The sequence below is a fragment of the Proteus sp. fly-1013 genome (assembly GCF_040140245.1).
Lineage (GTDB): Bacteria > Pseudomonadota > Gammaproteobacteria > Enterobacterales > Enterobacteriaceae > Proteus > Proteus mirabilis_B.
Map to the genome: position 1 here is coordinate 283,357 of NZ_JBEEWD010000004.1, position 23,109 is coordinate 306,465.

The window sequence follows — 23,109 nt, forward strand, 5'->3', positions numbered from 1 at the left end:
ATTTTTTTATATAACGTTATTAACATTTTTTATATTGATATAAATCATTATAGGTAGAAGGGTTATAACTTAACATATATATACAACTTTACTTGTTGTGAAAAATGTTAGGGTAATGTCAATGTCAAAAATTAAAAATAATACTTCTATTACTGAAATGAGTCGGCGTGGATTCATTCAGTCTGCAGCGGTTATTTCTGGTGCTGCCGCGGTTGCAGGAACGGTTTCATTACCATTCGCTGCTAATGCTCAAACTCCCCAGGGTATTCGTCCTGATGAGACATCTGAAACTATCAAATACAGCGCATGTTTAGTGAACTGTGGTAGCCGTTGTCCATTAAAAGTTCATGTGAAAGATGGTGTTATTCGTCGTATTTCTAATGAAACTATGTATGACGATTCAACATTTGGTCTTCACCAAATTCGTCCGTGTCTTCGTGGTCGTTCTGTACGTTGGAAAACGTATAACCCAGATCGTTTAAAATACCCAATGAAGCGTGTTGGTAAGCGTGGTGAAGGTAAATTTGAGCGTATTTCTTGGGATGAAGCGACTTCAATCATCGCGGAAAAATTAAAATATACCATCGAAAAATACGGTAATGAGTCCATTTATTACCAATATGGTACAGGCTCTACTGGTGCAAACTTACACGGTAGAACTGCATGTAAACGTTTATTAAGTACTGTCGGTGGTTTTTTAAGTGACTATGGTACTTATTCATACTCTCAATTAACCGGTATTGTGCCTTATGTTTATGGCGATATGCTGGAGTCACTGTTAACAGAAATTGAGAATTCAGACTTAGTGGTAATGTTTGGTCATAACCTTGCTGAAACACGTATGTCTGGTGGTGGTCAGTTCTATGAAACGTTAAATGCGTTAGATAAGAGCAAAAGTAAAGTTATCATCATCGACCCTCGTCGTACCGACAGTGTAACAACACTAGGCGCAGAATGGATCCCAATTTATCCGGGTACTGATGCTGCATTAGTGGCTGCATTAGGCTATGTGATGATCCAAGAAGGCATCACTGATGAAGATTTCTTACGTGAATACTGTGTCGGTTGGGATAAACAAACATTACCTGCATCAGCACCCGAGAATGGCTCTTATAAAGATTACATTCTAGGTAATGGCCCTGATGGCATTGCAAAAACACCTGAGTGGGCGAGTAAATTAACCGGTATTTCCGTTGCACGTATTATCCAATTAGCGCGTGAAATTGGCGGCGCAAGAGCGGCGTGGATCTCTCAAGGTTGGGGTATCCAGCGTACTTCAAATGGTGAGCAAGCATGTCGTGCGATTATGATGCTACCATTAATGTCTGGCCATATCGGTCGCCCTGGTACAAATACAGGTTGTTGGGGTGGTAACGTTGCTTACCCAGTAGCAAGCTTTGCTTTGCCTAACCCAGTTAAGACATTGATCCCAACATTTATGTGGTCTGAAGCAATTGCTCGTGGTGATCAACTTACTAGCAAAAATGCGGGTGTCAGAAATAAAGATAAACTCGATACGGGTATTAAATTTATGTGGTGTTATTCCAGTAACGTGATTGGTAACCAACACGCTGACTTGAATAAAACACATGATTTACTGCAAGATGAATCAAAATGTGAGTTTATTTTAGTGTGGGATAACCACATGACACCATCTGCAAAATACGCTGATATTTTACTGCCAGATGTGACAACGGTTGAGACAAACGATCTTATCAATAACTCTTACGCAAGTGGTGCTTACCACTATGTCGTCCGTTTACAAAATGCGATTAAACCGCTTTGGGAAAACCGCCCTTGCTATGATGTCTTAACCGACATTGCAGAAAAAATGGGTACCAAAGAGCAATTCACTGAAGGACGTACTTACGAAGAGTGGATTGAATATTGCTATAACCAAATGCGTGAGAAAAACCCAGCGCTGCCTACATTTGCAGAAACTAATGATGTAGGAATTATCGATCGTAAATTACCTAACCGTAATCAATACGTTGCACTTGAAGCATTCCGTCAAGATCCTATCGCTAATCCATTAAAAACAGCGTCAGGTAAGATTGAAATTTATTCTGAAAAACTAATGCAAGATACTGATGGCTGGGTGTTACCAGAAGGCGATCGTATCCCCGCAATTCCAGAATATTGTAAGAATGAAGAAGGCGTTGAAAACGTTAAGCTTAAAGAGAAATTCCCTCTACAAATGACCGGTTTCCACGATAAAGGCCACGTTCACTCAAGTTACTATAACGTTGCTATGTTACGTGAAGCTATTCCTCATCAATTCTGGTTAAACCCAATTGATGCGGCTGAACGCGGATTAAAATCTGGCGATATCGCTGAGATTTATAATGCACGTGGTCGTTTAAATATTCTCGTCAAAGTTACAGATCGTGTATTACCTGGTGTGATTGCAGTACCGCAAGGTGCATGGCGTTCACTTGATACAACAGGTGTAGATACAGGTGGATGTATTAATACATTAACAAGCTGGCACCCATCGCCGTTTGCTAAAGGAAATCCACAACATACAAACCTTGTTGAAGTGAAACGTGCATAAGGAGTTAACTCATGAAGCAATATGGTTTTTATTTTGACTCCACTAAATGCACTGGCTGTAAAACATGTCAAGTCAGTTGCAAGGATGAAAAAGATTTAGATTTAGGCCCTAAATTCCGTCGTGTTTATGAATACGGTGGTGGTAGCTGGGCAAAACAAGACGGGATCTGGACACAAAATATCTATAGTTATTATTTATCCATTTCTTGTAACCATTGTTCAAACCCTACTTGCGTTGCGGGTTGTCCAACTGGCGCTATGCATAAACGTGAAGAAGATGGTTTAGTGGTTGTTAACCAAGATATTTGTGTTGGTTGCCGTTATTGCGAATTGCGTTGCCCTTATGGTGCGCCACAATTCGATGAGAAGAAAAAACTCATGTCTAAGTGTGATGGTTGCTACGAACGTGTAGCACAAGGCATGAAACCGGTTTGTGTTGAGTCTTGTCCTCAACGTGCGCTTGATTTTGATGATATTGAAGTGATCAGAGCAAAACACGGTACTGAATGTGGTATCGCACCAATGCCAGATCCTAGCTTGACCAATCCAAATATCGTGATCAAAGCACACAAAGAAGCTAAACCTTCTGGTGATAAAACCGGCTCAGTTCAAAATGCGGCGGAGGTATAAACCATGCATGAACTTCCTCTAGTCTTTTTTACTGTTTTAGGTTCTTCAGCAGCAGGCTTGTTTCTTATTGCTTATATCAGTAAAAAATTAGGTCAAATTGATGAAAACCAACTACGTAATGCCAATATTTTAGCCCTGATTTTAACATTAGTTGGCTTAGGTATTGGTGGATTACACGTTGGTCAACCTTTGCGTTTTTTCAATATGCTATTAGGCGTTGGTCGTTCTCCAATGAGTAACGAAGCCTTCTTAAGTGGTGTGTTTACAGGTTTTGCTTTTGCAACTGTTGCACTCACTATCATGAAAAAATGGAAGGGTTTACGTGAAATTTGTAACCTATTTACCGTTATTTTTGGTCTAGCATTTGTTTGGTCAATTCCACAAGTCTATCATATTCCAACAATTGCTAACTGGAATACAGATTACACCACATTGCAATTTTGGATGACGCTGTTAGTTGGCGGCGGTGTATTAGCAATGGCTACAGGTGCAAGACGTTTAGGTGCATTGTCCTTTATTATCGGTGCCATTATTACTTTTGCGACTCGCTCTGGTTATGTTAGCTTCCTTGGCTTTACAGGCCCAGAACTCAGCGCTGACCAATCTCTATTTTGGGGATTCCAGTTAGCTGTATTAGCATTAGGTGTGGTTATCGTAGGATTTACTGCAGTAAAAGCGCAAGCATCAAAAATGACGCTAGCAACTTGTGCAGCCGCGGTCATTATTGCTGAATTATCAGGTCGTATCGCCTTTTATAATTTATGGCATATTACCATGTGATCTTGATGTTATGGCTGATTAATCAGCCATAGAAAAGAGACAAAATGCATACCCGGAAAGGTATGCATTTTTTTTAGAATGAAGAGCCAGGTTGCTGTAAAAAATCTAATTCTTCTGGGGTAGATGTTCGACCTAAAATGTCATTGCGATGAGGATAACGACCATATTTATCAATAATTTCTTTATGTCTTAGTTCATATTGATAAGTATTTTCATCATTAAGCTGAGAAAACAATATAACCGCATCTTGATGAATTTTAGCTGATTCTGAATGCATAAATGGCATAATCATAAACTTACGTTTAACGGGGGTTAATGTCAGATATTCAGGTAACCGGATAGCTTCTTGCGCTAAGATTAATGCCATATTATCTTGAGCAAAGGCTTTTGGCGTATCACGCCAAATATTACGTGAGAACTGATCAAGAATAATAATCTCAGCTAAGCGCCCTTCTATCGTTTCTCTCCACGATGCCAATTCGCCACGACTTGCACTTAAACATAATTCACCAAATCTGCGACTAATTTCTTTATCAAACTGAGTATCTTTTTTAAACCATTGCTCTGGTGTGCATTCTTCAAACCAAAACGTCAAAGTTGATTGATAAGGGATCATAAAAAACTACCACGCTAATTGTTTATTAATCAAAACAGCGTTTATTTTCATCAAAATAAACGTCATTGACGGGTTACTACTTGGGTAAGTTACCATTTTAATATAACAACGGCTATAAACCCCTATCCGAAATAGACATAAAAACAAATCCCCTTTTTAATCTTTAAAGGGGATTTAAAATGCTTCCTAGCTAACGCTTAAATCCATTAAGTCGCGCCATCCATAAGCCAATTTATCTACAAGTCTGTATAAAATGGCATTCATTCCATTTGTTACATTCTGTCGATATTATGATGTAATTTAATTAACCCGCACATTTTACAAACATAAAATTTATCTCTGTATCACTACCTTGCCTTAAAAATCAGCATTTAAAAATTTTAATTTTTATAGTGAAACTGCCAAAAAAACTCTGCGCTGTTTTCTTTACTTTATAGAAACCATGATTTAAATGACAACAAAGATTGTTATAAATAACCATTAAAATTAATATGATATAAAAATTTGTTTAATTTTTTGGCTTTAACCTTGTTATTATCTTGTGTGATTACTCCAACAAGAAACCAGAGATCAAAAGTGAGATGAATGTTTAAAATTTGCACATTAGTAATGACATTTATTGAAAAGTTTGCCCTATTCCTCTGTTTCTTTAACAATTTTGGAGTACAATTGTTTCAGTCTATTTACTGAATGATCTGTTATGTCTGCTATCTCTATTATTGGAATAAGCTACCTTATTGGGGCTGTAATATCGTTTATTATTACTTTCTTTTTAACCAAAGATCCTAGTCTTGCCATGCGTCTTTTAAGTGCGTTATTAATCGCCTTAACTTGGCCTCTTAGCTTTCCTATGGCACTTATCTTCTCTATTTTTAGTTAATTTTTTTAATTTAAACTTAATAACAGTAGTTATATTCTATTAAATTAGAATAATAGCTATTTTCTATTCTATTCTATTCTTAAATATATATATTAATTACTTTGTAAAAGTAACACTTTTAGCTTAGATTTTATCTAAAAAAGAATATCTAATTGCTCGTTATTTTATTCAAGTAATTACAACCTTATCAAGTAATATCAGTATGTTATAATTAATACTCATTTTATCGTAAATAGAACACTATTTTAAAACCCAATATTAGAGTAAATATTTTTATAAATTTACAATCAAACTTAATTTCATTACAGTATCTTATGTAAATTGGTCGAATACGCGTATTATTTACTATCACCAATAATAATTTTTTAATTAGAGCTAGAATATGTTTAGTGAAAATGTCATTACAGATATTATCTATTGGATTGAAGAAAATTTAGAGAAAGATCTAAAACTTGAGAATGTTTCACAAAAATCAGGATATTCAAAATGGCATCTTCAACGCATGTTTAAAGAGCAAACAGGATTAACATTAGCATCTTATATTCGAGCAAGACGACTTTCTTGTGCTGCTGTTGAATTACGCTTACAAAAAACGCCACTACTTGATATTGCGTTAAAATATCGTTTTGACTCGCAACAAACTTTCTCAAGAGCGTTTAAAAAATTGTTTAATATGACGCCCTATAATTATCGCAGAAAAGAGAATTGGCAGGCTCATGGCTTTACATTACCGTTAAGAAAATTTAGTGGCTTTAATTTAGATATCGAAATCGTCACTATTGATTCTCTCTCTTTAACGGGCATAGATCACACCTATAAAGCCAATGCAATCGATTGGAATTTTAGTACAGAAAAATCACGAGAAGAGTACTGGAAGGTATTTTTTCAAAATGCGCTCTACAAACATGAGCGGGTTTATGCTTTACATAATATTTTATCTAAGAAAAATAATGAATTAACGATAAAATATGCAACGATGATGGAAAATAAACCTGAAATATATAATGCACAATTTTTGCATAAAGCACATATCGAGAATGCTAAATATCTTAAATTCACGATCCCCGAAAAATTACTCACATTAGAGTATAAAGATATTATCTATAATATTTATGGTATTTTACTTAGAAAGTTAAATATACCTAGAAAAAAAGGATCACCCGATATTGAGGAATATATTTTTAAAGAGGAATATCCGGTTTCTAGCCTGGCTTATAAACCAATTCCTTTAGTGAAAGACGTGAATTACTATATTCCGATTGAAATTGATACTAATGATAAAAAATAAGATAAACTCTCTCAAAACCATCTATTTCTAGATGGTTTTTTATTTAATACGCTATAAGAAATTATTTTTTACTTAATAAAACAATAGATAATTTCAGGATCATTTTCATCAAGGTTTTCAATACAACCACTTTCAATAAATCCTAACTGAACCAGCATATTTCGCATTGCATGATTAGATTTATTGGTTGAGGTAAATAGCTTATTTCCTTGTGTATTTTCTTGAAAATAAGTCATCAAGCATTTTCCATAGCCTTTTTGGCGATATTTTTTATCTATCATCACTAGTTCAATAAATGGCTGATTGAAAAAGTTATGATGAATAACACCATAACCCACAATCTGCGCATCCACTTCAAGAAGATAAACAGCTTGGCTAGATAGCCAAGCTTTAATTTCTTCAATACGCGAAGCATCCTGTTGAGCATAGGTATCTAGCTCAATAAGCGCAGAAAGATGATGGTGTGTGGCGGAGGTGATTTTCATGATGTTAACCATTAAGGATGATGATTGAAAAATATACATATATATTTTTTAAAAGCTAATTTTTCTAATAAAAAATCACCTCTGTCATTCGCAAATATAAACCGCTTTTATTCCTTTATTCTTTACAACAGTTGCCGTCAATCTTTTACCACCATTTGAAGTTTTAAATCTTGTGTAGCTATCACCATAGCATGTGACAATAACTTCAAAATTATCTTGAGGTACAAATGAAAATGAACAGGGGCCATCTATACCTCCAGAATCCTCTGTCATTACCATTAATAATTTTCCTCTAATGTCCTCGCTTAATTCCATTACAGCTCCATCCCACAATCCTTCTTTTTCATTGTAACCAACTCGTTTTAACCCTCCTTTCTTTATGTATTTATTATCTGATTCACCTTTGGAATAACTATAACCAGAAGCTAAATAATTCCCTTTTGGCTGATATTTACTATCGGACTCACCTTTGGAATAACTATAGCCCGATGCTAGATAATTCCCTTTTGGCTGATATTTTCCATCTGATTCGCCTTTTGAATAACTATAACCTGATGCTAAATAATTCCCTTTCGGTTGATATTTACCATCAGACTCGCCTTTTGAATATGCTCCTACATCACCTGCGGTCGGTTTATTTTGGCTATTAAACTCTTTAGCCCAAGGTGTAAAATTACCTGTTCCATACTGGCTACGAGAATAAATACGGCTAGTGTTATAAACATAATACAGCTGAGTAATACCCGCATTTTTTAAAACAATTAACGTACCCGCCATCGCTTCTGGATAATTTAAGTTTGTCGTTGCATTCGCATTTGCAGGCTGGAAATAAATACCCGCCGTTTTATAGTTATTTAAATTTTGATTTGCACCAATTGAAATTGCCTGATTAGAAAAAATATCTTGCGATGTTACCGTTACATCACCACTCAATGGCTTATCATTAACTTTACGCGTTGTGGCAACATAACTACCTTTAGCTTGATATTTATTATCTGCTTCAGATTTTGAGTAACTATAACCCGCAGCTTGGTAATTTCCTTTCCCCTGATATTTACTATCAGACTCTGCTTTAGTATAGCTTTCACCTTTAGTCGCATAATTTCCCGATGGTTGATAACTTCCTTTTGGCTGATATTTACCATCCGATTCTGCTTTGGTATAGCTCTCACCTTTATTGGCATAATTTCCAGCAGGGGCATAATTTCCTTTAGGCTGATATTTGGTATCTGATTCCGCTTTTGAATAGCCATAGCCTTCAGCTTGATATTTACCTACTGGTTGAAAGCGTTTATCTGCATCACCTTTAGAATAAGCACCAACATCATTTGCATTAATATCAGCTTTTAATTCAATCCATGCATTACCTGCGACTGGCTCAACATTATTATTTTCAATTTTAGACTGCCAAGCTTTGTTTTTATGATAAACCACACTACGAATAGGGTAAGGTTTACCCGCTTCCGACCATTTAGCAAAACCCTGCAATTGCATTTCACCAATAGACTCGGTGATATCGTGAAATAAACTATTCATTTTTTCACGTTCAATATCTTTCGCCGCCGGATCAGTCACTTGGTCACGTTCATAGTCATAACCATAACCTTGTGTATAAGAGACAGAGCCATCAGGTTGAGTTTCAACAGGCACAACTGTTTTATCCCCTTGTGTTGCAAAGGGGGTTTTAAATATTTTAGTCATAGGGATTATTCTCCGAAATTACTCTTCAGAAAGTTTTTACGATATTGGCCATAGCCAAAAGCTTTTTTAGTTATGATGCGATATTTGACACCTACACCTGAAGGGCGAGGCATTAAATCGAAGTTTTCTAATAAAAGACGTAAACGTTCATCTGGATTAAAATTAAAAACGTAATACATATACGTCATATCAAAAGGATCGAGCACAAAGACTTTGCTATCTTCACGCCAGAAAAAACGTTTAAGAAATTCGTTAATATTGGTTACGGTAGGACTTTGAGTGAGATTGAAATAACGCATTCTCACTAGCATTCTTTTTTGATCTAAAGTTAGCGATAACGTGTAATCAGCATTTCGTCGAAAGTTTGCCTTAAAATTGGTTTTCTTTTTACCAAAGCCAAAACCTATCTTATTTTTATCACTAGGAGGAATATCAATTCCTAAAGGCACATCTAAAATACGTGACCATACTGATAAACCAAAATCGTTAGCTGTATCAATATTAAAGACATCTCGATACCAGTTTTGCCAAAATGAAACCGTAGATTGATTAAAGTAAGTGGCTTTTAAATGTGCTAATGCTTTTAATTTATCTGCATTTTCATATTGCCAGAGGATCGCTTTTAGTAGATCAGAATGAAAATCAAATTCTTGAATATTCATGCGATCACCACTTGTACCGCCCCTTTTGGTAATCGGGCAATTTGATTAAGTTTGATAGGAATTAATGCAACATTCCAATTCTTTCCGTCTGTTGAAAGCTCAACTTTAGTGACAAATAAATGAGGCTCAACCGCATTAACCGCTGCTGAAATTTCAAAAGGAGAAACCTCTCGCCCAACCACCAGCCCATTATCTCCATCTATTTCGCCCTGAACCCATTTCTCTAACGCATTAGGAATAATGGTTTGCGCATCAATATTGGATTTTTTTACAGACACACGGCAAAACACAGGCACTTCTTTCGGACGTGAAAACTTAATAGGATATTCCTGCCCACTTGCTGGCTCTATTACATTTATTTCAATATCACCATTAAATGCAGCGCCTATTGTTTTTGTTCTTAATAATGATTTAGCAATTTCATGGCTATCTCCACCTTCTACACACACATAAATGCTATGAGGTAATAATGAGATCCCATCGACAACCAACGCTTTATCATTAAAATTTTCACGAAAAGAAAGAGAATTAACGCCCTCTAATTCATATAGCGAAGAGGTAATTGCTTCTGCAACACTGACTGTATTTTTAGCTAATGTTTGTTTACGCCGACGCCTTGCCTTTATATCTGACTCAGCATGGCGACCAACAACAGCGTGGGTTAAGTTATTCACTTTTTCCCATCCTAATACAGAACTTGCCACTTTATTTAATTGCCCAACGCCACAAGTAATAGGACCATATTCTTTAGCTCTCATATCGCCTTTAATTTTCCCATTATTAGCGATAATTAATGGTGATAATGTTTCAAAAGTAGCACCTGTTATTGTGAGCGCCTGAGAGCCTTTAGGAATAATAGTACCGGGAATACCAGTAAACTCGACATCACTTAAATAGGAATGTGTGGCATTAATACGCTCTCCGCCCATTAACGCCCATATTGCATCGAGAAAAACACCACCAGCAATATCGGGATTTATTTGATTTGCAAGCTCGGCATTATTACGAACAATGGCATCTCTATTTTCAATTTCCATAGTTGCCAATACCCCTTGTGGGGTTTCTGGCGATAAATTAATAGATTGACCAAATACAGCGCGGAATTCATCTTCGACATTATTTCGTAACATCGATGTGTCTGGAACAATCACCCCTTTATTATTAATATAACGATAGTCAGCCATTCAATGTAAATCCTCCATATATCGTGCGTATATCTGCCTGATATTTCAATGTCCCCTCTTCTAGAAAAGCATGGAAATAAGTGATAGCAACAACTTCCTCTATTTCAGCAATACGTTGTCGAAATGCCATTTCGAATAAAGGAATATCAACTTGTCGGCTAAATGTTGCAGACCAATAAGGAATTCCTTTATCTTTTTTATGTAGCATTTCACCGCGTACAGCTTTAATAAAATGCTGACAAAGATTTTTTACTGCATCATCGTTGTCACAAATTTGAAGGTTACCATCAGCACCTATCGCAAAATCATTCTGCTGGTTTATTGAAAATGTCCTCATATTGGACTCCCTGTATTATCTTTCCCTGATTGCACCCCACTATGAGTATGTGTTGAGCCGATATCTTTTCCGTTATGGCGCATCAGTCCACCTTGTGAATCACTATTACCATTTACGGCGTAATTACCATTAACGGTAACATTGCCAGTAAATATCGTTTCAGGTGCATTGATTTCATATTTTGGGGCTTCTAATACAACTTTATCGTTGTGAAGAGAGAAACAGACTGAGCCATCCATTGATTGAATAACTAAGGCATCAATATTCTTCCCATCAATTGCCCATCCTTTGATCGTGTCAGGAAAAAACATCGCATCACTAAACGAATGTAATCGTGTTGTATTGGGTTGATCTTCCAAACCACCACGTTGAAAAATAAGGCTAATGTCGCGATCGCTCGCCTTTAGCCAGCCAAAGTCACCCGGTTTAATGGGCGCTCTAATAAAAAAACCACCACCACCAAATCGAAACACGGGAATATTAGCAACCGGTGCCCGAGAAATTTTTTCATCATCCGTAGTCAACATCATGACCAAAGGTTTGATCATGGCTCGATTGGTTTGCTCATCATAATTAATGACGGTTGCGGGTAACATATCATCGGTATTCATCATTAAATGGCGAAATGCAGACGAAAAAGCCCCTGCCAATGAACCAACACTGGCAATATCATTATTGGGTTTACTCATAATTAAGCTCGTTTACACGTTGCGGTATAAGTGAAATCTGCATCATGTGAAGCAACTTTAAATTCAAGTTGTTCAATAATGTAATCACCATTTAGTGAGGTATTTAATTTGCTATCAAGGCGAAGCATTCCGCCTAGTTCAGAGGTACTATCGATAAGATAACTCACCGTTAAGCCACTCTCAGTGGCTTTGGGAATGCCAATCATGCCTGAGTTCATATTCAAAATACGAAATCGGCTTTTTAATGCTTTATCATCATCTTTTACGAATAACGTATCATCATCAATAAAAGCTTTAACATTTCCCGACTCTTGTAAACGCTCTATTTGATGTAATGCAGAGCCACAATAATACCAATTAGCAATATTCTTATCGGTCGCCTGAAAATCCAATTTCACACCACAATCATTGGCAATGGCTAACGCGATTTCACTCAATTTTTGAATAGCGCCACCACTAGAGGAAATAATTTTTCCAGAACAATGATGGCTGGTTTTTGCAGATAACGTTACGGTAACATCTGGAGGAGAGTCTATTTCCGCACTGACAATATCGCCAATAAAAAGTGAGAATAGCCCAGAGTTAATTCGACCAACTTCTAAATAAAGTCGTCGGACTTGCTTATTTTTATTATAAGGACTTGTTTCCGTCAGCAAATAATCTCTTGTCTCGGTATTAAGCCCTGTAATAGCGATTTTACATTCGTTTTGTAATGGATTTGCATATTTCTTTCCTCCTGCTGATATACGCAATCCTTCATACCATTGAAGCCTTTCACCGACCTCAATCCCCACCCTTATTCGCCGAAGATCCATCTTCATCACTCCAATACACTAATGATTGTGTTTTTGTAAATTCCTCATACCACGGTAAAGCATCATTTTCTGTTAGAAAGATTAAATTAATCCCTTGGTTTAAATAGCGATAAGGGATAATAGGTGTATTAGCAACCAAGCGAATACCTGTAATAAGGACTTCACCATCTCGCTCAATATCACAAAACATTGTTTGATTAGCGACTTTTAGCGTAAATGTCCAATCAACACCGGCTATTTCGACAGAAAACCGCTGATTAGGAATAGCTTGTAATGGAATAACCTGCATTTTATCTATCTCCTATTTTTCTTTTTTTCCTGCTTGTGTTGATTTTTTACTTTTGACATTGCCACGATTAACTGTTGAGATTTGCTTTGGTTTTTTGGTTGATTTAGAGGATTTTTTATTATATTCGGGCTCTATTGTTTTCCATTCTGTAAATTTAAGTTTTAATTCGATGGCATTCACTTTTTGGGGATCTTCATCGTGAGTCAAACTTTCTAACAACATTGGTTGATAGGTTTTAACTCTGGTTTGAATTCCCACTAATGTGTGTTCATCATAAAGCTGCTTTATAATAGAATAACGATCCGCAATATCACCCGTTAATAGCAACTCGACACCTATACTAATAGGATTAATAATGACGTGGTCGCTGCGATTTTCGCCATTTTCAACCGCAAATTTAATGACTTGATGACTATCAGTAATTGAAACTTTCATCGGATTAACGCTATCAAATAGCGTTGTGAATGACTCTAAATCAAAAATTCTAACTTCCGTTATCATAGTTAAGCCTTCCCTCCGCTAGAATAATGCTCTGATATTTCTTTAGAGGCTTTATTTTTCAATGTCTCATCAAGAACTTTAGCAACAGCAACGCCATCAGTGGCTTGTGTTTCAACTCTGATTTCACCAATTTGAACATTATTTTCATTTTTAATGCTTGATTGGTTACTGATCATTTGGCTAGTTATTGGGTTTAAACTATTTGTTGAAGATAGTGTTAATCCATTATTTAACGCATTTACATCTTGTATTGGATTATAATATCGCATCGTTGGATTTGACTGTGGCAGGGTATAATTGAGACTACCTTCATCAGATAATTGTCGCTCTACTTTTTGAACAACAGTGACCTCTTTTTCAGCATCGTCCATTCCCAAAAAGCTTTTTGCTGATTGCCAAATTCCTTTTATAGAGTCAATACCTTCATTAACCCAACCTAATATTTTCTCTATATATTCCCACATCCAACTAAATACACTAACCACTGCATCAGAGACAAAAATAAAGACACTAATTATTGATTGCCCCCACTCGATAATATTATTAATGCCCGCATTAAGCGCTATAACGAATTGATTAAATGCGTCAGATATATAATTCCAAGCAGCAATAAATTGTTCAGCAAGAACCTTTGAAGCAATCTTTAAAGATTGAACAAAAACTTGCCATGCTTCCCATACCACCATTATTGCGTCTTTAAGCGCGGGGTATTGATCCAAAATACTGCCTATCATTGAATCATTACCATTAATAAAATTCATAATATCGTCATAGACGAGTTTAAATGCCGTCGCTAAGAGACCAATAACAGCTGCAATAGCTAATATAGGAAGCGCAGTTGCAAGTGTAGCAACTGCCGCAGACACCATCGCGGGCAGATAATAAATAGCAACAGCGCTACCAATAGCTGAGAAAAAACCGATAACAAAATCTTTATTCTCAATACAGAAATTAACTAATTTATCAAACCACGTTATTCCTTTTGCAAGAACAGGAATGATTATCTCCAAAAAGTTATTTTTTAATTGCGCAGCCAATTGATCAAATTTATTCATTACTGCATTAAGTTGAATAGAACTTTCAATACTTTCATCATTAATGCCGGAGAACTGTTTTTGCACCCCCATTGTGCGTTCTAATTCTTCCCGACCTTTCATCATTAATTCAATGGTTTTTTCGTCCACAACACCCAATTTTTCCAGCTCTTTTTGGGCCCCTTCAAAGCTCATTTCTTTGACTTTGTCTGCGGTTTTTAATAGTTGTTCAATAGGATCTTCTGTATCAGTAAATGCATTTGCCATAGCAGTTAAATCGGCTTGAGCGGCTTCTTTTGTGCCCCCCATTTCAGCCATAGCACCAGAAAAAGCATCGATATCGATAGCCGCGATACCTATTTTTTTACTCAGTTTATCTAATGACTCTATTTCTTTGGCACGATCTAATGAAGCAGAGAAAACCTTTTGCAAAGCCCCCGTAATATCCTTAACACCTATGGCATTAAGAATATAATCCTTCATTTTTTCTACGGTTTTTTGATAGCTTTTACCTGTTTCATCAACGCTCTCGCCTAATCGACGTTGAGCCTTTGCTTCTTTAATCGCAGCATCAATACCTTGAGTTTGCATTGTGCCAATAAAAGTATCGTAATCGGCACCTAATTGTTTAATCAGTGCATCAATAACAATTTTACTTTCTTTATTTTTCTTCTCGGCTTCAGTTAAAGATCCCAATTCATTATTCAGTGAGGATAGTTGATCCTCCATCGCATCATATTCAGCATTAAGACTTGCTAAAATGTGAGCTTCAGCTGCACCATTGTTATTGACCAATCCTCTTTGGTAATCTAACACCGACATAGAACTTTTTAGGTCATCAATACTTTGTGTTACTGAATTAATTTTATCTTGAGTTTCACTAATATTAAGATCAATATTTATTGGCTCATTGAGTGATAAGCCCAACATGCCCATTAAGATTTCTTGCAAGAATTTATCAAACTCTTGCGTCCCCATTAGCGCACTTTTGATCATGCTTTGAATTGAATTTTCAATGGTTACAGAAGCAGTTGTAATTTCATCACTATTAAATGAAATACTTATGTCATGATCTTCAGGTAATTCACCAAGATTGAGATGAATTTCTTGAACAAAGTTATAGAAACTAGTAATGCCGCCTGAAACACCCTGCTCAATATTTTTCATTTCAGCAAGAATTTCATCTGCTGACTTTCTGATATTTGCTAATGCACTATCAGATACTTCAGCCTCCAACATCAGTACCTGAGAAAATACCTGTAATAGAGACATTATCTCTCCTTTGACGCCGCAAGCGCCTCGTTATAACGATTAGTAATCGCGATCTCCCACAGATCAAAGGCTTCTTCTAGATCTATGGTTGTTTTGAGTTCTGTGAAGGAGGCGAAACCCGCGGAGATGATGACTGCAAAGAAGCCATCAGCGTTTTTATAATCGACGGGAGAGAACCGCTGAACTTGCCTAGAAGGTATTGTAGGAAATTTTGGCTCCCGTCTTTGCCGAAAAAACTGGTGTTATACTTCAGCATTTCGAGTTCAAGACGGATCAAAGCCTCCCCATCGGGCACATGATTATCAATTAATGTGCTGGTTTTTAGATAAATTTCTTGCCCTTCTTTTTCGACTGCTACATAAGCCATCATTTTTAACATGGCTTCTTTGCTAACTTCATAATCACCAATTTTGGGTGCATTTGATAAAGGGTATTTAGCAAGAATTTCTCGTCCAATCGTTGCAGGCAATCGGCTAATAATAAAAGTGTGTTCTTCACGATCACTATCAATAACAGTGATCTCTTTGGGTTTAATTAACATAATTAAATTCCATAAAAAAGGCGACCGAAGTCGCCATTAGATGAATAAGAATAACGCTAAAAATTAACGTGCTCTGACACGATCAAAATCTTGGAAAATGAAGGTGTATTGCTTAGATTTAAGGCGAGCATTGTTTGATATTGAATTACCACGGCTACCATTAGTAATTCGACCATTACGAGCAGTGGTAATAGAACCATCACCATAAGAAGCCACTAGTGTAATAATATCGCTTGCATGACGACGTCCTCGTCTTGCTGTATTTGCATCAAGTAAAATAGCCAAGTTTTCATCTTCTTCGCTTCCTGCTAATACGTTGATTGTCACAGTTTGAGGTGTAGGTGCCGACCAACTCACTAAATTACCATTAATATCTACTGCGGTTGCTGTAATATCGACAGCCGGTAAATCTAATGGATCACCCTCATCCGAAAATGTGGTAATAGGAATACCTGCAGGAAATGTGTTGCTTGCCTGAATAATTAAACTCAAACCTGTTGCTGAAATATCGTTCATTGTTTGTTCCTTAAACTAAATTGTGTGAGCCTTCAACTTTACGAACCCAATCGCCTTTACCGTAAATTAATACATATTTCATGGTGTATTCTGGTAAATTTGAAGGACCTGTTTCTTCAACGATTTCAGCGTTGTACCAATAACCTTTGTTTTGTACATCGTGCCACGCTAAATCATCACCAGCTGCATCTGTAATTGCGATTTTTTGTACTTCAGTCAGCTTTTTGTTGGTAAGAATAGTGCCATTATTTAATGCTTTCGTAACAGCGCCGGCAATAACCATCATTGCTCTTGCTTCACCATCTTTATTAGCTGGAATACCGCGGGTGGAAAGTAATAAGCTTAACCATTGCTGTGCGATATAGGCTTTTAGCCATTGCTCATTACTATGAACACTCATATCTAATGGATTAGAAGCATTTCCACATAAAAATCCACGTTGATAGAAACTAATATCAGTGCCAGTAACAGCCGTTTCGCCATAATAGTTAATGCGTAATTTATCTAATCGATCAGCCGCAATATCTGTTTTAACTTGAGATGGGAAAGTGATACCAAATTGGCGATACATATAGTTAGTGATCGCGTTTGTGCGATCAAAATCTGTTGCCGCCATAATTGCCATAGGTAGAGCTTGAACAAAAAAGCCATCATCTGTTTTTAAATTTAAGCCCGTTGATGCGGTACCGATTAATGCTTTACTGTAAATTTCGGCTTGTTTATCCGGAACTGACAAATAGAGCTGATATTTTACATTTTCGCCTGCAATGTACTCTGCTAGTTCAACGCTTTGCTCGACCGTAAGCTCAGTCAAGAATGTCGCACTACCAAATGAATCAGAAATGGCTTCGGCAGCAATAAATGCTTGAAGAGCCGTTTGTGCCACATTCCCTTCAGATGCTTCACCATCACTTAACCCCATAGCATCGGCTAAAGGTGAATGTTCCATAGTGATCTTCGCTTTTTCTTGTACACCGCCACTCATCAAGAAAGCACCATCAAGTGCATTAAAAGTGACATAACAATTTGCAAATTGAGGTTCACTTTCAGCATTTAATTTAGCTTGGATAAGAGAGGCAATATCAGCGTAAGACTCTGCATCTTTTAGAGAAATATCAGTAATATTTTTAGAGACATCACCGATAGTTAAAGTAAATGCTCCCTCTTCAATCAGCTTTAATTTATCAAGAGTTGCTGCTGGCGTACCAAACAATGCCGGCGCCCGACCTACAGGTTCAAAAGAAGCAATTTGTAGCTCTTTAGGTTTACTAATAGGCGCAGGGCTAACATAACTAAAATATTGGCGAGCAAATTTCGCTTCTGGTGATCCTGCACCAAGCAACTCATCCACTTGCCCACTGGCAAACTCAAGTACTTTACCTGCTGGAATTTTAGGGTTTGTTGAGAAAATACGGGCTGTAAGTTTGCGCATAGGTGCAGCTGATGCACCAACAACCGCGCTCGCAATATCAATATAGCGAGTTTGTTTAATAGACATATTTATCCTTAAATACGAAATAGATTAGAAATAAGTAAATTTGTTGCAGCAGTGTCTAAAGATAACGTACTGGAAAAAGTGATATTAAAATCAAATGAAGGATTATGCTCATAGCTATTTCCAGCATTCATTATCGGCGCTCGTCTAATTTCGCTCGCCCGTTGTATCCCTATTCCCACTTTTCTCATTGATTCAACAAAAGACAACGAATTAATAATCATTCGAGTCATTCTAACTAAATCACCTGCTGTTAAATTTGGATGTTGTTTAATAAAACCTTGAACCTGAAACGTTAATTCAATCAGTTGTTGTTCTTTATGGTTTGCATTATTACCTTGAACATTGTAATTCCTTTTTTGCCAACCTTGGCCAACCTCCTTTATAGGAAAAAACATAATAATATTACTATCTTGTCTTTTCTCTGGCTGAAAACCAGCAATAACCTCAACATTAATATTTGCTGATTTAAATTGTTTTAATAGTTGTTCACGAATGGCAATATTAATATCATTATCTTTCATTTCACCTCCTTAATATAACTCTCCTTTTCTTTAAAAACATTTAATTAATTTTGTTTTATAAATAATTTTATTGATTATAAATTAATTAAAGGGATTTTTAATTAATACACTCTTGGCGAATATAATCTTGTAACCCTAAAATTATCTGTTCTGATTGCGCAATTCGTTCTCTGAGTATCCAATAATTTCGGATAGCGGTGTCAGTAGGTCTGGCGGTGTTTGCATCAACCAAGCTGGTGGTGGAAGTGGCTGAGACTTTAGAACACTCGGCTTTGATATACACCCGCTCAGGAGCGCGCTCACTAATATCACGCAACTGATCAATTTCTTTTTTTGCATGAACAAGTTCCTGTAAATGACGATTATCAAGTTGATTAAGCCGATTTATTCTTAATCGATAATCTTTATTCTCTGCAATCTGCTGAATAAGAGATTGGTTAATATTATCGTATTCCTGTTGCAGCGATTTATTTTTATCAATTAACCAAAGCAATCCTATCCCTAAGCATAAAATCGCTATTAACATTATTTTTGATAAATAATTCATAGCAATAACCAAGCATCTTCAAACACTTTTTCTGAATAAGGTTGATAGCCAAGTTCAATATTAACAATCGCGACAGCCAAGGGAATAGTGACATTTTTTAATTGTGTATTAATTGGGTTGTTGGCATCAATACCAATTTCTTTTGATGCTCGGCTAATATAGCCTTCTGTATTATTTTCGTTAGGTGGAGCATAACGATTGACAATTGTTCTAATGGTATTTAAACCATATTTTTTCTGGTAAGTTTGTAATAATTTGTAGATAGCACGTATTCCATATTCAGATGAAATAAATTGGCAAAAGTCTTTATCTGTTTGCTCAAAGGATAATCCCTGCCATTTCGAACCATGCCGAATATTACCAGGGTTATTATTACGCTCACCTCGTGCTATTTTAGCCATTTTTAACTCCTGCTCTTCCTTTAAGGAGTTTACTCACGGAATCTACTCCGACATAGCCGATAAATACGCTGGCTAAGTAAGCAAACTCATGATTAATATTAAATAGAATTAGAATATCTTTAATAAACCAAGCAAACATTGCACACATCAGCCCATCTATAGAGGTTTTTTTCCATCCTCCGCCGTTATATAAACCTCGAAGAATAGCCATTCCTCCAGCTAGAGAGGCTGATATTCCTTGCTCTTTCATTGAAGAAAGAACGATAAATATCTGTTCCCATAGATCTGGATTTTCTTTCATTGTTTCTCATGGCTTACCTCCAATAGGAGGAACTGTAATAAATAATATACTCATCCACAGCACTTAAATTTAAGCACTGTTTTAACATGAGTATGTTTGTGTTTTATTTATCTAATTAGATAAATGGCGGATATAAAAAAAGACCACATTGTGGTCTTCAATTAAAAATAAAATTTAACAGATATTGTTAATTATCTTAGTTAAGAAAATCGAGATACAAAAAAACCCCACCGAAGTGAGGCTCTTTATATTCTGCTGTGAGGTCTTTAGATACAAATCTCTCACTGTGGGGATATAGTATGCTTTTTTTTCCTAAAGGTCAATAACTAGTTTCTACAAAAACAAATAAACATAGAAAATTATTACTTAACAGTCACTTCTTGAAGAATTTTTTCCGACAAAGACTCTTCTTTAAAGCATTCTTCAACTAAATGTTCAAATAACGGCTTATAGTTACTGTACGCAACAGTTTTAGAAACACCCACTACCGTTTGTACTTGTTCTAATACTTCGCTGAATTTTAAACGAGGATACCCGCGCCCTGAACATTGATTGCAAGGTTTGAAAACAGGCATACCCTGCTTTTCACTCTCTTTTTTATCTAAAATTTGACCACGTCCATGGCAACGGCATGCTAAACGAATTTCAGCCTTCCCTTTACATGTAGGGCAAACAACTCGAGTTGTCTCTCTCACTTCACGATAAGAGGTCTTATTTATTGGTTTAACTTTCAGCCCATCTTTAAAGTTTTGCTCAAGCCCTTTAACCGATTTTGAGGTGTAGCTTTTAGTGGTAAAAACTTCAACCTCAATAAATCCATTACTGCAATCAGGGCACGCTTTCTTACTTGCGGCACTTCTTGCGTAATCTTGAAAAGCATAATTAGCAATAATATGTAAAACTTTGGCTTTATCGTTTTCAGTTAATTTATCAATCGCTTTATATTGATAAGCTTGGGTTAATGCATATTGGTAAAGGCTTTCTATCGCTTCGCTTGGGTTACTAATATTATGTTTAGCTAAAAACAATTCTATTCCCATGCGCCCTTTTCGCGTTACTAGGCTAATTGATGTCATTACATCGGTTACTGAAAGCGAATCTACTGCTTTAACAGTTCTTACATCACTCAATACAATACTTTTGGGTGAAAAGTATTTAGGTAAGTCTGCTAGTCTCATTTAATGCTCCTTTTGATTTCCTATCACTACTACTAATTGGTCATCCATGTACCACGACAAGGCATGGCATTTATGCATCTAAATCACCCGCATTTTACGGCGTTATCTCAACGTGATTTTTACTTACCACTCTTGCATTGGTTTATTTAGTTACTTTTTTGTACTTTTCATACTTTTATTAACTAATAGTTAATGCTATATTTTAACCAATGTAACGTCAAGTAGCAAAGGAAATTAACCAATGGTTAAAAATGATAATAAAACGGAGTTCACAAAAAGGCTTCAAGAAGCTTGTTTAGATTCAGGGATTGCAGGACGTGGGTTAGGTAAAAGAATTACAGATGCACTCGCTGAACAAGGTATAAAAGTCAGTGCTCCAGCAGTATGGAAATGGCTAAACAGTGAGTCAATTCCCGATCCAACAAATATCTTAGCATTAAGTCAATGGCTCGATATTCGAGCAGAATGGTTAGAATATGGACGGGGAGCAAAAAGAAACGATGGTGTTTCGGTCAATGAGATGACACCCGTTGATGATTGGGATAATAATACACCGATAGAACGAGATGAAGTCGAGATCCCCTTCTATACTACTATTGAATTGGCTGCCGGTTTTGGAAGTTGTACCACTGATAATCAGAAGGTGGAATTATTGAGATTTTCTCGTTCTACATTTAATCGCTATGGCGTTCAACCTAGTGATGCTGTTGCTTTTAAAGTTCACGGTGACAGTATGTCCCCTGTTATTCCTGATGGTTCAATTGTAACAATTAGTACAGGACATACAAAAATTGTTGATGGCGGTATTTATGCTATTCAACAAGGTGATCTTTTAAGAGTCAAAATTTTACATCGACTCCCCAATAACACTATTATCATCCGTAGCTATAACACTATTGATTACCCAGATGAGCGTTCTACATTAGAAGAAGTGAAAATTTTGGGACGCGTATTTAATTGGTCCGTGATGGGTTGGTGATCGTGATAGATCGATAATCATGTAATACACGAAAACACTACTCTCTTTTATGTGGTGTTTTTTAATCTACACCCATAAAATTTACCCAAGAAAAAACCCGCTATCTCTTGCGAGATAACGGGTTCTTATATGGTGCCGGCTACCGGAGTCGAACTGGTGACCTACTGATTACAAGTCAGTTGCTCTACCAACTGAGCTAAGCCGGCTAATTCTGGCGGAAGGATAGAGATTCGAACTCTAGGATGGTTTCCCATCGGCGGTTTTCAAGACCGCTGCCTTCAGCCACTCGGCCATCCTTCCATAGCGCGGAATTATGCCTATCTCTGACCCCGCTGTCTAGTCCTGATTGTAAAAAAAATGACTTTTTTATCTGTTTGCTCAATCTTCAAGCGCTTTCTGCTTAAAAAATGCTAACCCACTAATATATTGGTTAATTTTTGATAACTAGAGATAAAAAAACCATAGTGATATCGAGAAATAAACGGAGTAATCCAAAAGGAATTAAATAAAAATAAATAAGAGGGAAAATGAAAAATAGAATTATAGATAAGAAAAAACCCGCTATCTCTTACGAGATAACGGGTTCTTATATGGTGCCGGCTACCGGAGTCGAACTGGTGACCTACTGATTACAAGTCAGTTGCTCTACCAACTGAGCTAAGCCGGCTAATTCTGGCGGAAGGATAGAGATTCGAACTCTAGGATGGTTTCCCATCGGCGGTTTTCAAGACCGCTGCCTTCAGCCACTCGGCCATCCTTCCATAGCGCGGAATTATGCCTATCTCTGACCCCGCTGTCTAGCTCAGATTGTAAAAAAATTGGATTTTTTTGTTTGTTTGCTCAAAGTTCATCCGAATATCCCTTTTAAAGTGATAACCTGTTAATATAATGACTGAATAATGGTGATTGTT

25 protein-coding genes, 4 tRNA genes and 1 pseudogene are annotated in these 23,109 nt (G+C 36.6%); 6 read left to right on the top strand and 24 right to left on the bottom strand.

Going from position 1 to position 23,109, the window contains the following annotated elements; translation table 11 throughout:
• The first annotated feature begins 121 nt into the window (after window positions 1–121).
• From ABN236_RS10040 to ABN236_RS10050, 3 genes are read left to right on the top strand one after another with little or no spacing between them, the layout of a single operon-like run.
• Window positions 122–2,554 (top strand): DMSO/selenate family reductase complex A subunit, encoded by a 2,433-nt coding sequence (locus ABN236_RS10040; protein ID WP_088495176.1) that lies wholly within the window; start codon window positions 122–124, stop codon window positions 2,552–2,554.
• An 11-nt stretch (window positions 2,555–2,565) separates the two neighbouring features.
• On the top strand, window positions 2,566–3,183 hold the full coding sequence (locus tag ABN236_RS10045) for a DMSO/selenate family reductase complex B subunit (RefSeq protein WP_023581764.1): 618 nt from the start codon (window positions 2,566–2,568) through the stop codon (window positions 3,181–3,183).
• Window positions 3,184–3,186: 3 nt separating this feature from the next.
• Window positions 3,187–3,963 (top strand): dimethyl sulfoxide reductase anchor subunit family protein, encoded by a 777-nt coding sequence (locus ABN236_RS10050; RefSeq protein ID WP_088495175.1) that lies wholly within the window; start codon window positions 3,187–3,189, stop codon window positions 3,961–3,963.
• Window positions 3,964–4,036: 73 nt separating this feature from the next.
• Here the strand turns inward: ABN236_RS10050 and ABN236_RS10055 are convergent, their stop codons facing one another.
• Complete coding sequence (locus ABN236_RS10055) at window positions 4,037–4,579, bottom strand: DUF924 family protein (RefSeq protein WP_088495174.1); 543 nt, start codon at window positions 4,577–4,579, stop codon at window positions 4,037–4,039.
• 700 nt (window positions 4,580–5,279) lie between these two features.
• Here ABN236_RS10055 and ABN236_RS10060 point away from each other — a divergent pair.
• Both ABN236_RS10060 and ABN236_RS10065 read left to right on the top strand, forming a co-directional pair.
• Window positions 5,280–5,459, top strand: a complete 180-nt coding sequence (locus ABN236_RS10060) for a GhoT/OrtT family toxin (RefSeq protein ID WP_036912664.1) — start codon at window positions 5,280–5,282, stop codon at window positions 5,457–5,459.
• A gap of 382 nt (window positions 5,460–5,841) precedes the next feature.
• Window positions 5,842–6,747, top strand: coding sequence for a helix-turn-helix domain-containing protein (locus ABN236_RS10065; RefSeq protein WP_349473908.1), 906 nt, complete (start codon window positions 5,842–5,844; stop codon window positions 6,745–6,747).
• A 68-nt stretch (window positions 6,748–6,815) separates the two neighbouring features.
• Here ABN236_RS10065 and ABN236_RS10070 read toward each other — a convergent pair whose 3' ends face one another.
• The 19 genes and pseudogenes from ABN236_RS10070 to ABN236_RS10160 all read right to left on the bottom strand — a co-directional run bounded on the left by ABN236_RS10070 (window position 6,816) and on the right by ABN236_RS10160 (window position 21,219).
• Window positions 6,816–7,232 (bottom strand): GNAT family N-acetyltransferase, encoded by a 417-nt coding sequence (locus ABN236_RS10070; RefSeq protein ID WP_349473909.1) that lies wholly within the window; start codon window positions 7,230–7,232, stop codon window positions 6,816–6,818.
• Window positions 7,233–7,316: 84 nt separating this feature from the next.
• On the bottom strand, window positions 7,317–8,570 hold the full coding sequence (locus ABN236_RS10075) for a pyocin knob domain-containing protein (protein WP_349473945.1): 1,254 nt from the start codon (window positions 8,568–8,570) through the stop codon (window positions 7,317–7,319).
• Window positions 8,553–8,933, bottom strand: a pseudogene (locus ABN236_RS10080) (hypothetical protein); the annotation flags it as partial. The pseudogene ABN236_RS10080 and the gene ABN236_RS10075, both read right to left, overlap by 18 nt.
• Before the next feature lie 5 nt (window positions 8,934–8,938).
• Window positions 8,939–9,595, bottom strand: coding sequence for a DUF2612 domain-containing protein (locus tag ABN236_RS10085; protein WP_102949488.1), 657 nt, complete (start codon window positions 9,593–9,595; stop codon window positions 8,939–8,941).
• A complete protein-coding gene (locus tag ABN236_RS10090; protein WP_156733691.1) occupies window positions 9,592–10,779 on the bottom strand; it encodes a baseplate J/gp47 family protein in 1,188 nt (395 codons plus the stop codon). Before ABN236_RS10090 ends, ABN236_RS10085 begins: the two co-directional genes overlap by 4 nt.
• Window positions 10,772–11,116, bottom strand: a complete 345-nt coding sequence (locus ABN236_RS10095) for a contractile injection system sheath initiator (RefSeq protein ID WP_099660640.1) — start codon at window positions 11,114–11,116, stop codon at window positions 10,772–10,774. The genes ABN236_RS10090 and ABN236_RS10095 overlap by 8 nt, the downstream gene beginning before the upstream one ends.
• Window positions 11,113–11,805 carry a Gp138 family membrane-puncturing spike protein gene (locus ABN236_RS10100; RefSeq protein WP_088495168.1) on the bottom strand — a complete coding sequence of 231 codons (693 nt, stop codon included), beginning with the start codon at window positions 11,803–11,805 and terminating at the stop codon, window positions 11,113–11,115. Before ABN236_RS10100 ends, ABN236_RS10095 begins: the two co-directional genes overlap by 4 nt.
• Window positions 11,806–11,807: 2 nt before the next feature.
• A complete protein-coding gene (locus tag ABN236_RS10105; protein ID WP_088495167.1) occupies window positions 11,808–12,620 on the bottom strand; it encodes a baseplate hub protein in 813 nt (270 codons plus the stop codon).
• The gene (locus ABN236_RS10110; RefSeq protein WP_109420401.1) at window positions 12,589–12,909 is read right to left on the bottom strand and encodes a phage baseplate plug family protein; all 321 of its coding nucleotides are present in this window, start codon (window positions 12,907–12,909) and stop codon (window positions 12,589–12,591) included. The genes ABN236_RS10105 and ABN236_RS10110 overlap by 32 nt, the downstream gene beginning before the upstream one ends.
• 12 nt (window positions 12,910–12,921) lie before the next feature.
• Complete coding sequence (locus ABN236_RS10115) at window positions 12,922–13,410, bottom strand: phage baseplate protein (protein ID WP_109420400.1); 489 nt, start codon at window positions 13,408–13,410, stop codon at window positions 12,922–12,924.
• A 2-nt stretch (window positions 13,411–13,412) separates the two neighbouring features.
• Window positions 13,413–15,716 carry a phage tail family protein gene (locus ABN236_RS10120; RefSeq protein ID WP_349473910.1) on the bottom strand — a complete coding sequence of 768 codons (2,304 nt, stop codon included), beginning with the start codon at window positions 15,714–15,716 and terminating at the stop codon, window positions 13,413–13,415.
• 82 nt (window positions 15,717–15,798) lie between these two features.
• A complete protein-coding gene (locus ABN236_RS10125) occupies window positions 15,799–16,257 on the bottom strand; it encodes a hypothetical protein (RefSeq protein ID WP_156733698.1) in 459 nt (152 codons plus the stop codon).
• A 63-nt stretch (window positions 16,258–16,320) separates the two neighbouring features.
• On the bottom strand, window positions 16,321–16,773 hold the full coding sequence (locus ABN236_RS10130; RefSeq protein ID WP_075674211.1) for a phage tail fiber protein: 453 nt from the start codon (window positions 16,771–16,773) through the stop codon (window positions 16,321–16,323).
• Between the two features lie 10 nt (window positions 16,774–16,783).
• Window positions 16,784–18,271 (bottom strand): DUF3383 domain-containing protein, encoded by a 1,488-nt coding sequence (locus ABN236_RS10135; RefSeq protein WP_349473911.1) that lies wholly within the window; start codon window positions 18,269–18,271, stop codon window positions 16,784–16,786.
• 8 nt (window positions 18,272–18,279) lie between these two features.
• Window positions 18,280–18,792, bottom strand: coding sequence for a phage gateway protein (locus ABN236_RS10140; RefSeq protein WP_270753791.1), 513 nt, complete (start codon window positions 18,790–18,792; stop codon window positions 18,280–18,282).
• Window positions 18,793–18,889: 97 nt separating this feature from the next.
• Window positions 18,890–19,339, bottom strand: coding sequence for a lysis protein (locus tag ABN236_RS10145; protein WP_349473912.1), 450 nt, complete (start codon window positions 19,337–19,339; stop codon window positions 18,890–18,892).
• Window positions 19,336–19,740 carry a structural protein gene (locus tag ABN236_RS10150; RefSeq protein WP_270753794.1) on the bottom strand — a complete coding sequence of 135 codons (405 nt, stop codon included), beginning with the start codon at window positions 19,738–19,740 and terminating at the stop codon, window positions 19,336–19,338. The genes ABN236_RS10145 and ABN236_RS10150 overlap by 4 nt, the downstream gene beginning before the upstream one ends.
• Entirely contained in the window at window positions 19,733–20,041 is a 309-nt protein-coding gene (locus ABN236_RS10155) for a phage holin, lambda family (protein WP_088495157.1), read from the bottom strand. Before ABN236_RS10155 ends, ABN236_RS10150 begins: the two co-directional genes overlap by 8 nt.
• Window positions 20,042–20,403: 362 nt before the next feature.
• The gene (locus tag ABN236_RS10160) at window positions 20,404–21,219 is read right to left on the bottom strand and encodes an antitermination protein Q (RefSeq protein ID WP_156733706.1); all 816 of its coding nucleotides are present in this window, start codon (window positions 21,217–21,219) and stop codon (window positions 20,404–20,406) included.
• Between the two features lie 241 nt (window positions 21,220–21,460).
• On the opposite strand from ABN236_RS10160, the gene ABN236_RS10165 reads away from it, so the two are divergent.
• Window positions 21,461–22,198, top strand: a complete 738-nt coding sequence (locus ABN236_RS10165; protein WP_088495150.1) for a S24 family peptidase — start codon at window positions 21,461–21,463, stop codon at window positions 22,196–22,198.
• 130 nt (window positions 22,199–22,328) lie between these two features.
• On the opposite strand, the gene ABN236_RS10170 is transcribed toward ABN236_RS10165, so the two are convergent.
• The 4 genes from ABN236_RS10170 to ABN236_RS10185 form a co-directional block, all read right to left on the bottom strand.
• Window positions 22,329–22,404 (bottom strand) — tRNA-Thr (locus tag ABN236_RS10170).
• A gap of 6 nt (window positions 22,405–22,410) precedes the next feature.
• Window positions 22,411–22,498 (bottom strand) — tRNA-Ser (locus ABN236_RS10175).
• Between the two features lie 291 nt (window positions 22,499–22,789).
• Window positions 22,790–22,865: transfer RNA gene (locus tag ABN236_RS10180), tRNA-Thr, on the bottom strand.
• A 6-nt stretch (window positions 22,866–22,871) separates the two neighbouring features.
• A tRNA-Ser gene (locus ABN236_RS10185) sits at window positions 22,872–22,959 on the bottom strand.
• Between the last annotated feature and the right edge of the window lie 150 nt (window positions 22,960–23,109).

Bases quoted from the DNA above. Each gene is read 5' to 3' on its own strand.
- ABN236_RS10165 (WP_088495150.1), top strand. From the start codon at position 21,461: ATGGTTAAAAATGATAATAAAACGGAGTTCACAAAAAGGCTTCAAGAA.
- ABN236_RS10160 (WP_156733706.1), bottom strand. From the start codon at position 21,219: ATGAGACTAGCAGACTTACCTAAATACTTTTCACCCAAAAGTATTGTA.
- ABN236_RS10095 (WP_099660640.1), bottom strand. From the start codon at position 11,116: ATGAGGACATTTTCAATAAACCAGCAGAATGATTTTGCGATAGGTGCT.
- ABN236_RS10065 (WP_349473908.1), top strand. From the start codon at position 5,842: ATGTTTAGTGAAAATGTCATTACAGATATTATCTATTGGATTGAAGAA.
- ABN236_RS10060 (WP_036912664.1), top strand. From the start codon at position 5,280: ATGTCTGCTATCTCTATTATTGGAATAAGCTACCTTATTGGGGCTGTA.
- ABN236_RS10105 (WP_088495167.1), bottom strand. From the start codon at position 12,620: ATGGATCTTCGGCGAATAAGGGTGGGGATTGAGGTCGGTGAAAGGCTT.
- ABN236_RS10085 (WP_102949488.1), bottom strand. From the start codon at position 9,595: ATGAATATTCAAGAATTTGATTTTCATTCTGATCTACTAAAAGCGATC.
- ABN236_RS10150 (WP_270753794.1), bottom strand. From the start codon at position 19,740: ATGGCTAAAATAGCACGAGGTGAGCGTAATAATAACCCTGGTAATATT.
- ABN236_RS10155 (WP_088495157.1), bottom strand. From the start codon at position 20,041: ATGAAAGAAAATCCAGATCTATGGGAACAGATATTTATCGTTCTTTCT.
- ABN236_RS10050 (WP_088495175.1), top strand. From the start codon at position 3,187: ATGCATGAACTTCCTCTAGTCTTTTTTACTGTTTTAGGTTCTTCAGCA.
- ABN236_RS10070 (WP_349473909.1), bottom strand. From the start codon at position 7,232: ATGAAAATCACCTCCGCCACACACCATCATCTTTCTGCGCTTATTGAG.
- ABN236_RS10140 (WP_270753791.1), bottom strand. From the start codon at position 18,792: ATGAAAGATAATGATATTAATATTGCCATTCGTGAACAACTATTAAAA.
- ABN236_RS10090 (WP_156733691.1), bottom strand. From the start codon at position 10,779: ATGGCTGACTATCGTTATATTAATAATAAAGGGGTGATTGTTCCAGAC.
- ABN236_RS10120 (WP_349473910.1), bottom strand. From the start codon at position 15,716: ATGTCTCTATTACAGGTATTTTCTCAGGTACTGATGTTGGAGGCTGAA.
- ABN236_RS10135 (WP_349473911.1), bottom strand. From the start codon at position 18,271: ATGTCTATTAAACAAACTCGCTATATTGATATTGCGAGCGCGGTTGTT.
- ABN236_RS10110 (WP_109420401.1), bottom strand. From the start codon at position 12,909: ATGCAGGTTATTCCATTACAAGCTATTCCTAATCAGCGGTTTTCTGTC.
- ABN236_RS10115 (WP_109420400.1), bottom strand. From the start codon at position 13,410: ATGATAACGGAAGTTAGAATTTTTGATTTAGAGTCATTCACAACGCTA.
- ABN236_RS10045 (WP_023581764.1), top strand. From the start codon at position 2,566: ATGAAGCAATATGGTTTTTATTTTGACTCCACTAAATGCACTGGCTGT.
- ABN236_RS10040 (WP_088495176.1), top strand. From the start codon at position 122: ATGTCAAAAATTAAAAATAATACTTCTATTACTGAAATGAGTCGGCGT.
- ABN236_RS10125 (WP_156733698.1), bottom strand. From the start codon at position 16,257: ATGTTAATTAAACCCAAAGAGATCACTGTTATTGATAGTGATCGTGAA.
- ABN236_RS10100 (WP_088495168.1), bottom strand. From the start codon at position 11,805: ATGAGTAAACCCAATAATGATATTGCCAGTGTTGGTTCATTGGCAGGG.
- ABN236_RS10130 (WP_075674211.1), bottom strand. From the start codon at position 16,773: ATGAACGATATTTCAGCAACAGGTTTGAGTTTAATTATTCAGGCAAGC.
- ABN236_RS10145 (WP_349473912.1), bottom strand. From the start codon at position 19,339: ATGAATTATTTATCAAAAATAATGTTAATAGCGATTTTATGCTTAGGG.
- ABN236_RS10055 (WP_088495174.1), bottom strand. From the start codon at position 4,579: ATGATCCCTTATCAATCAACTTTGACGTTTTGGTTTGAAGAATGCACA.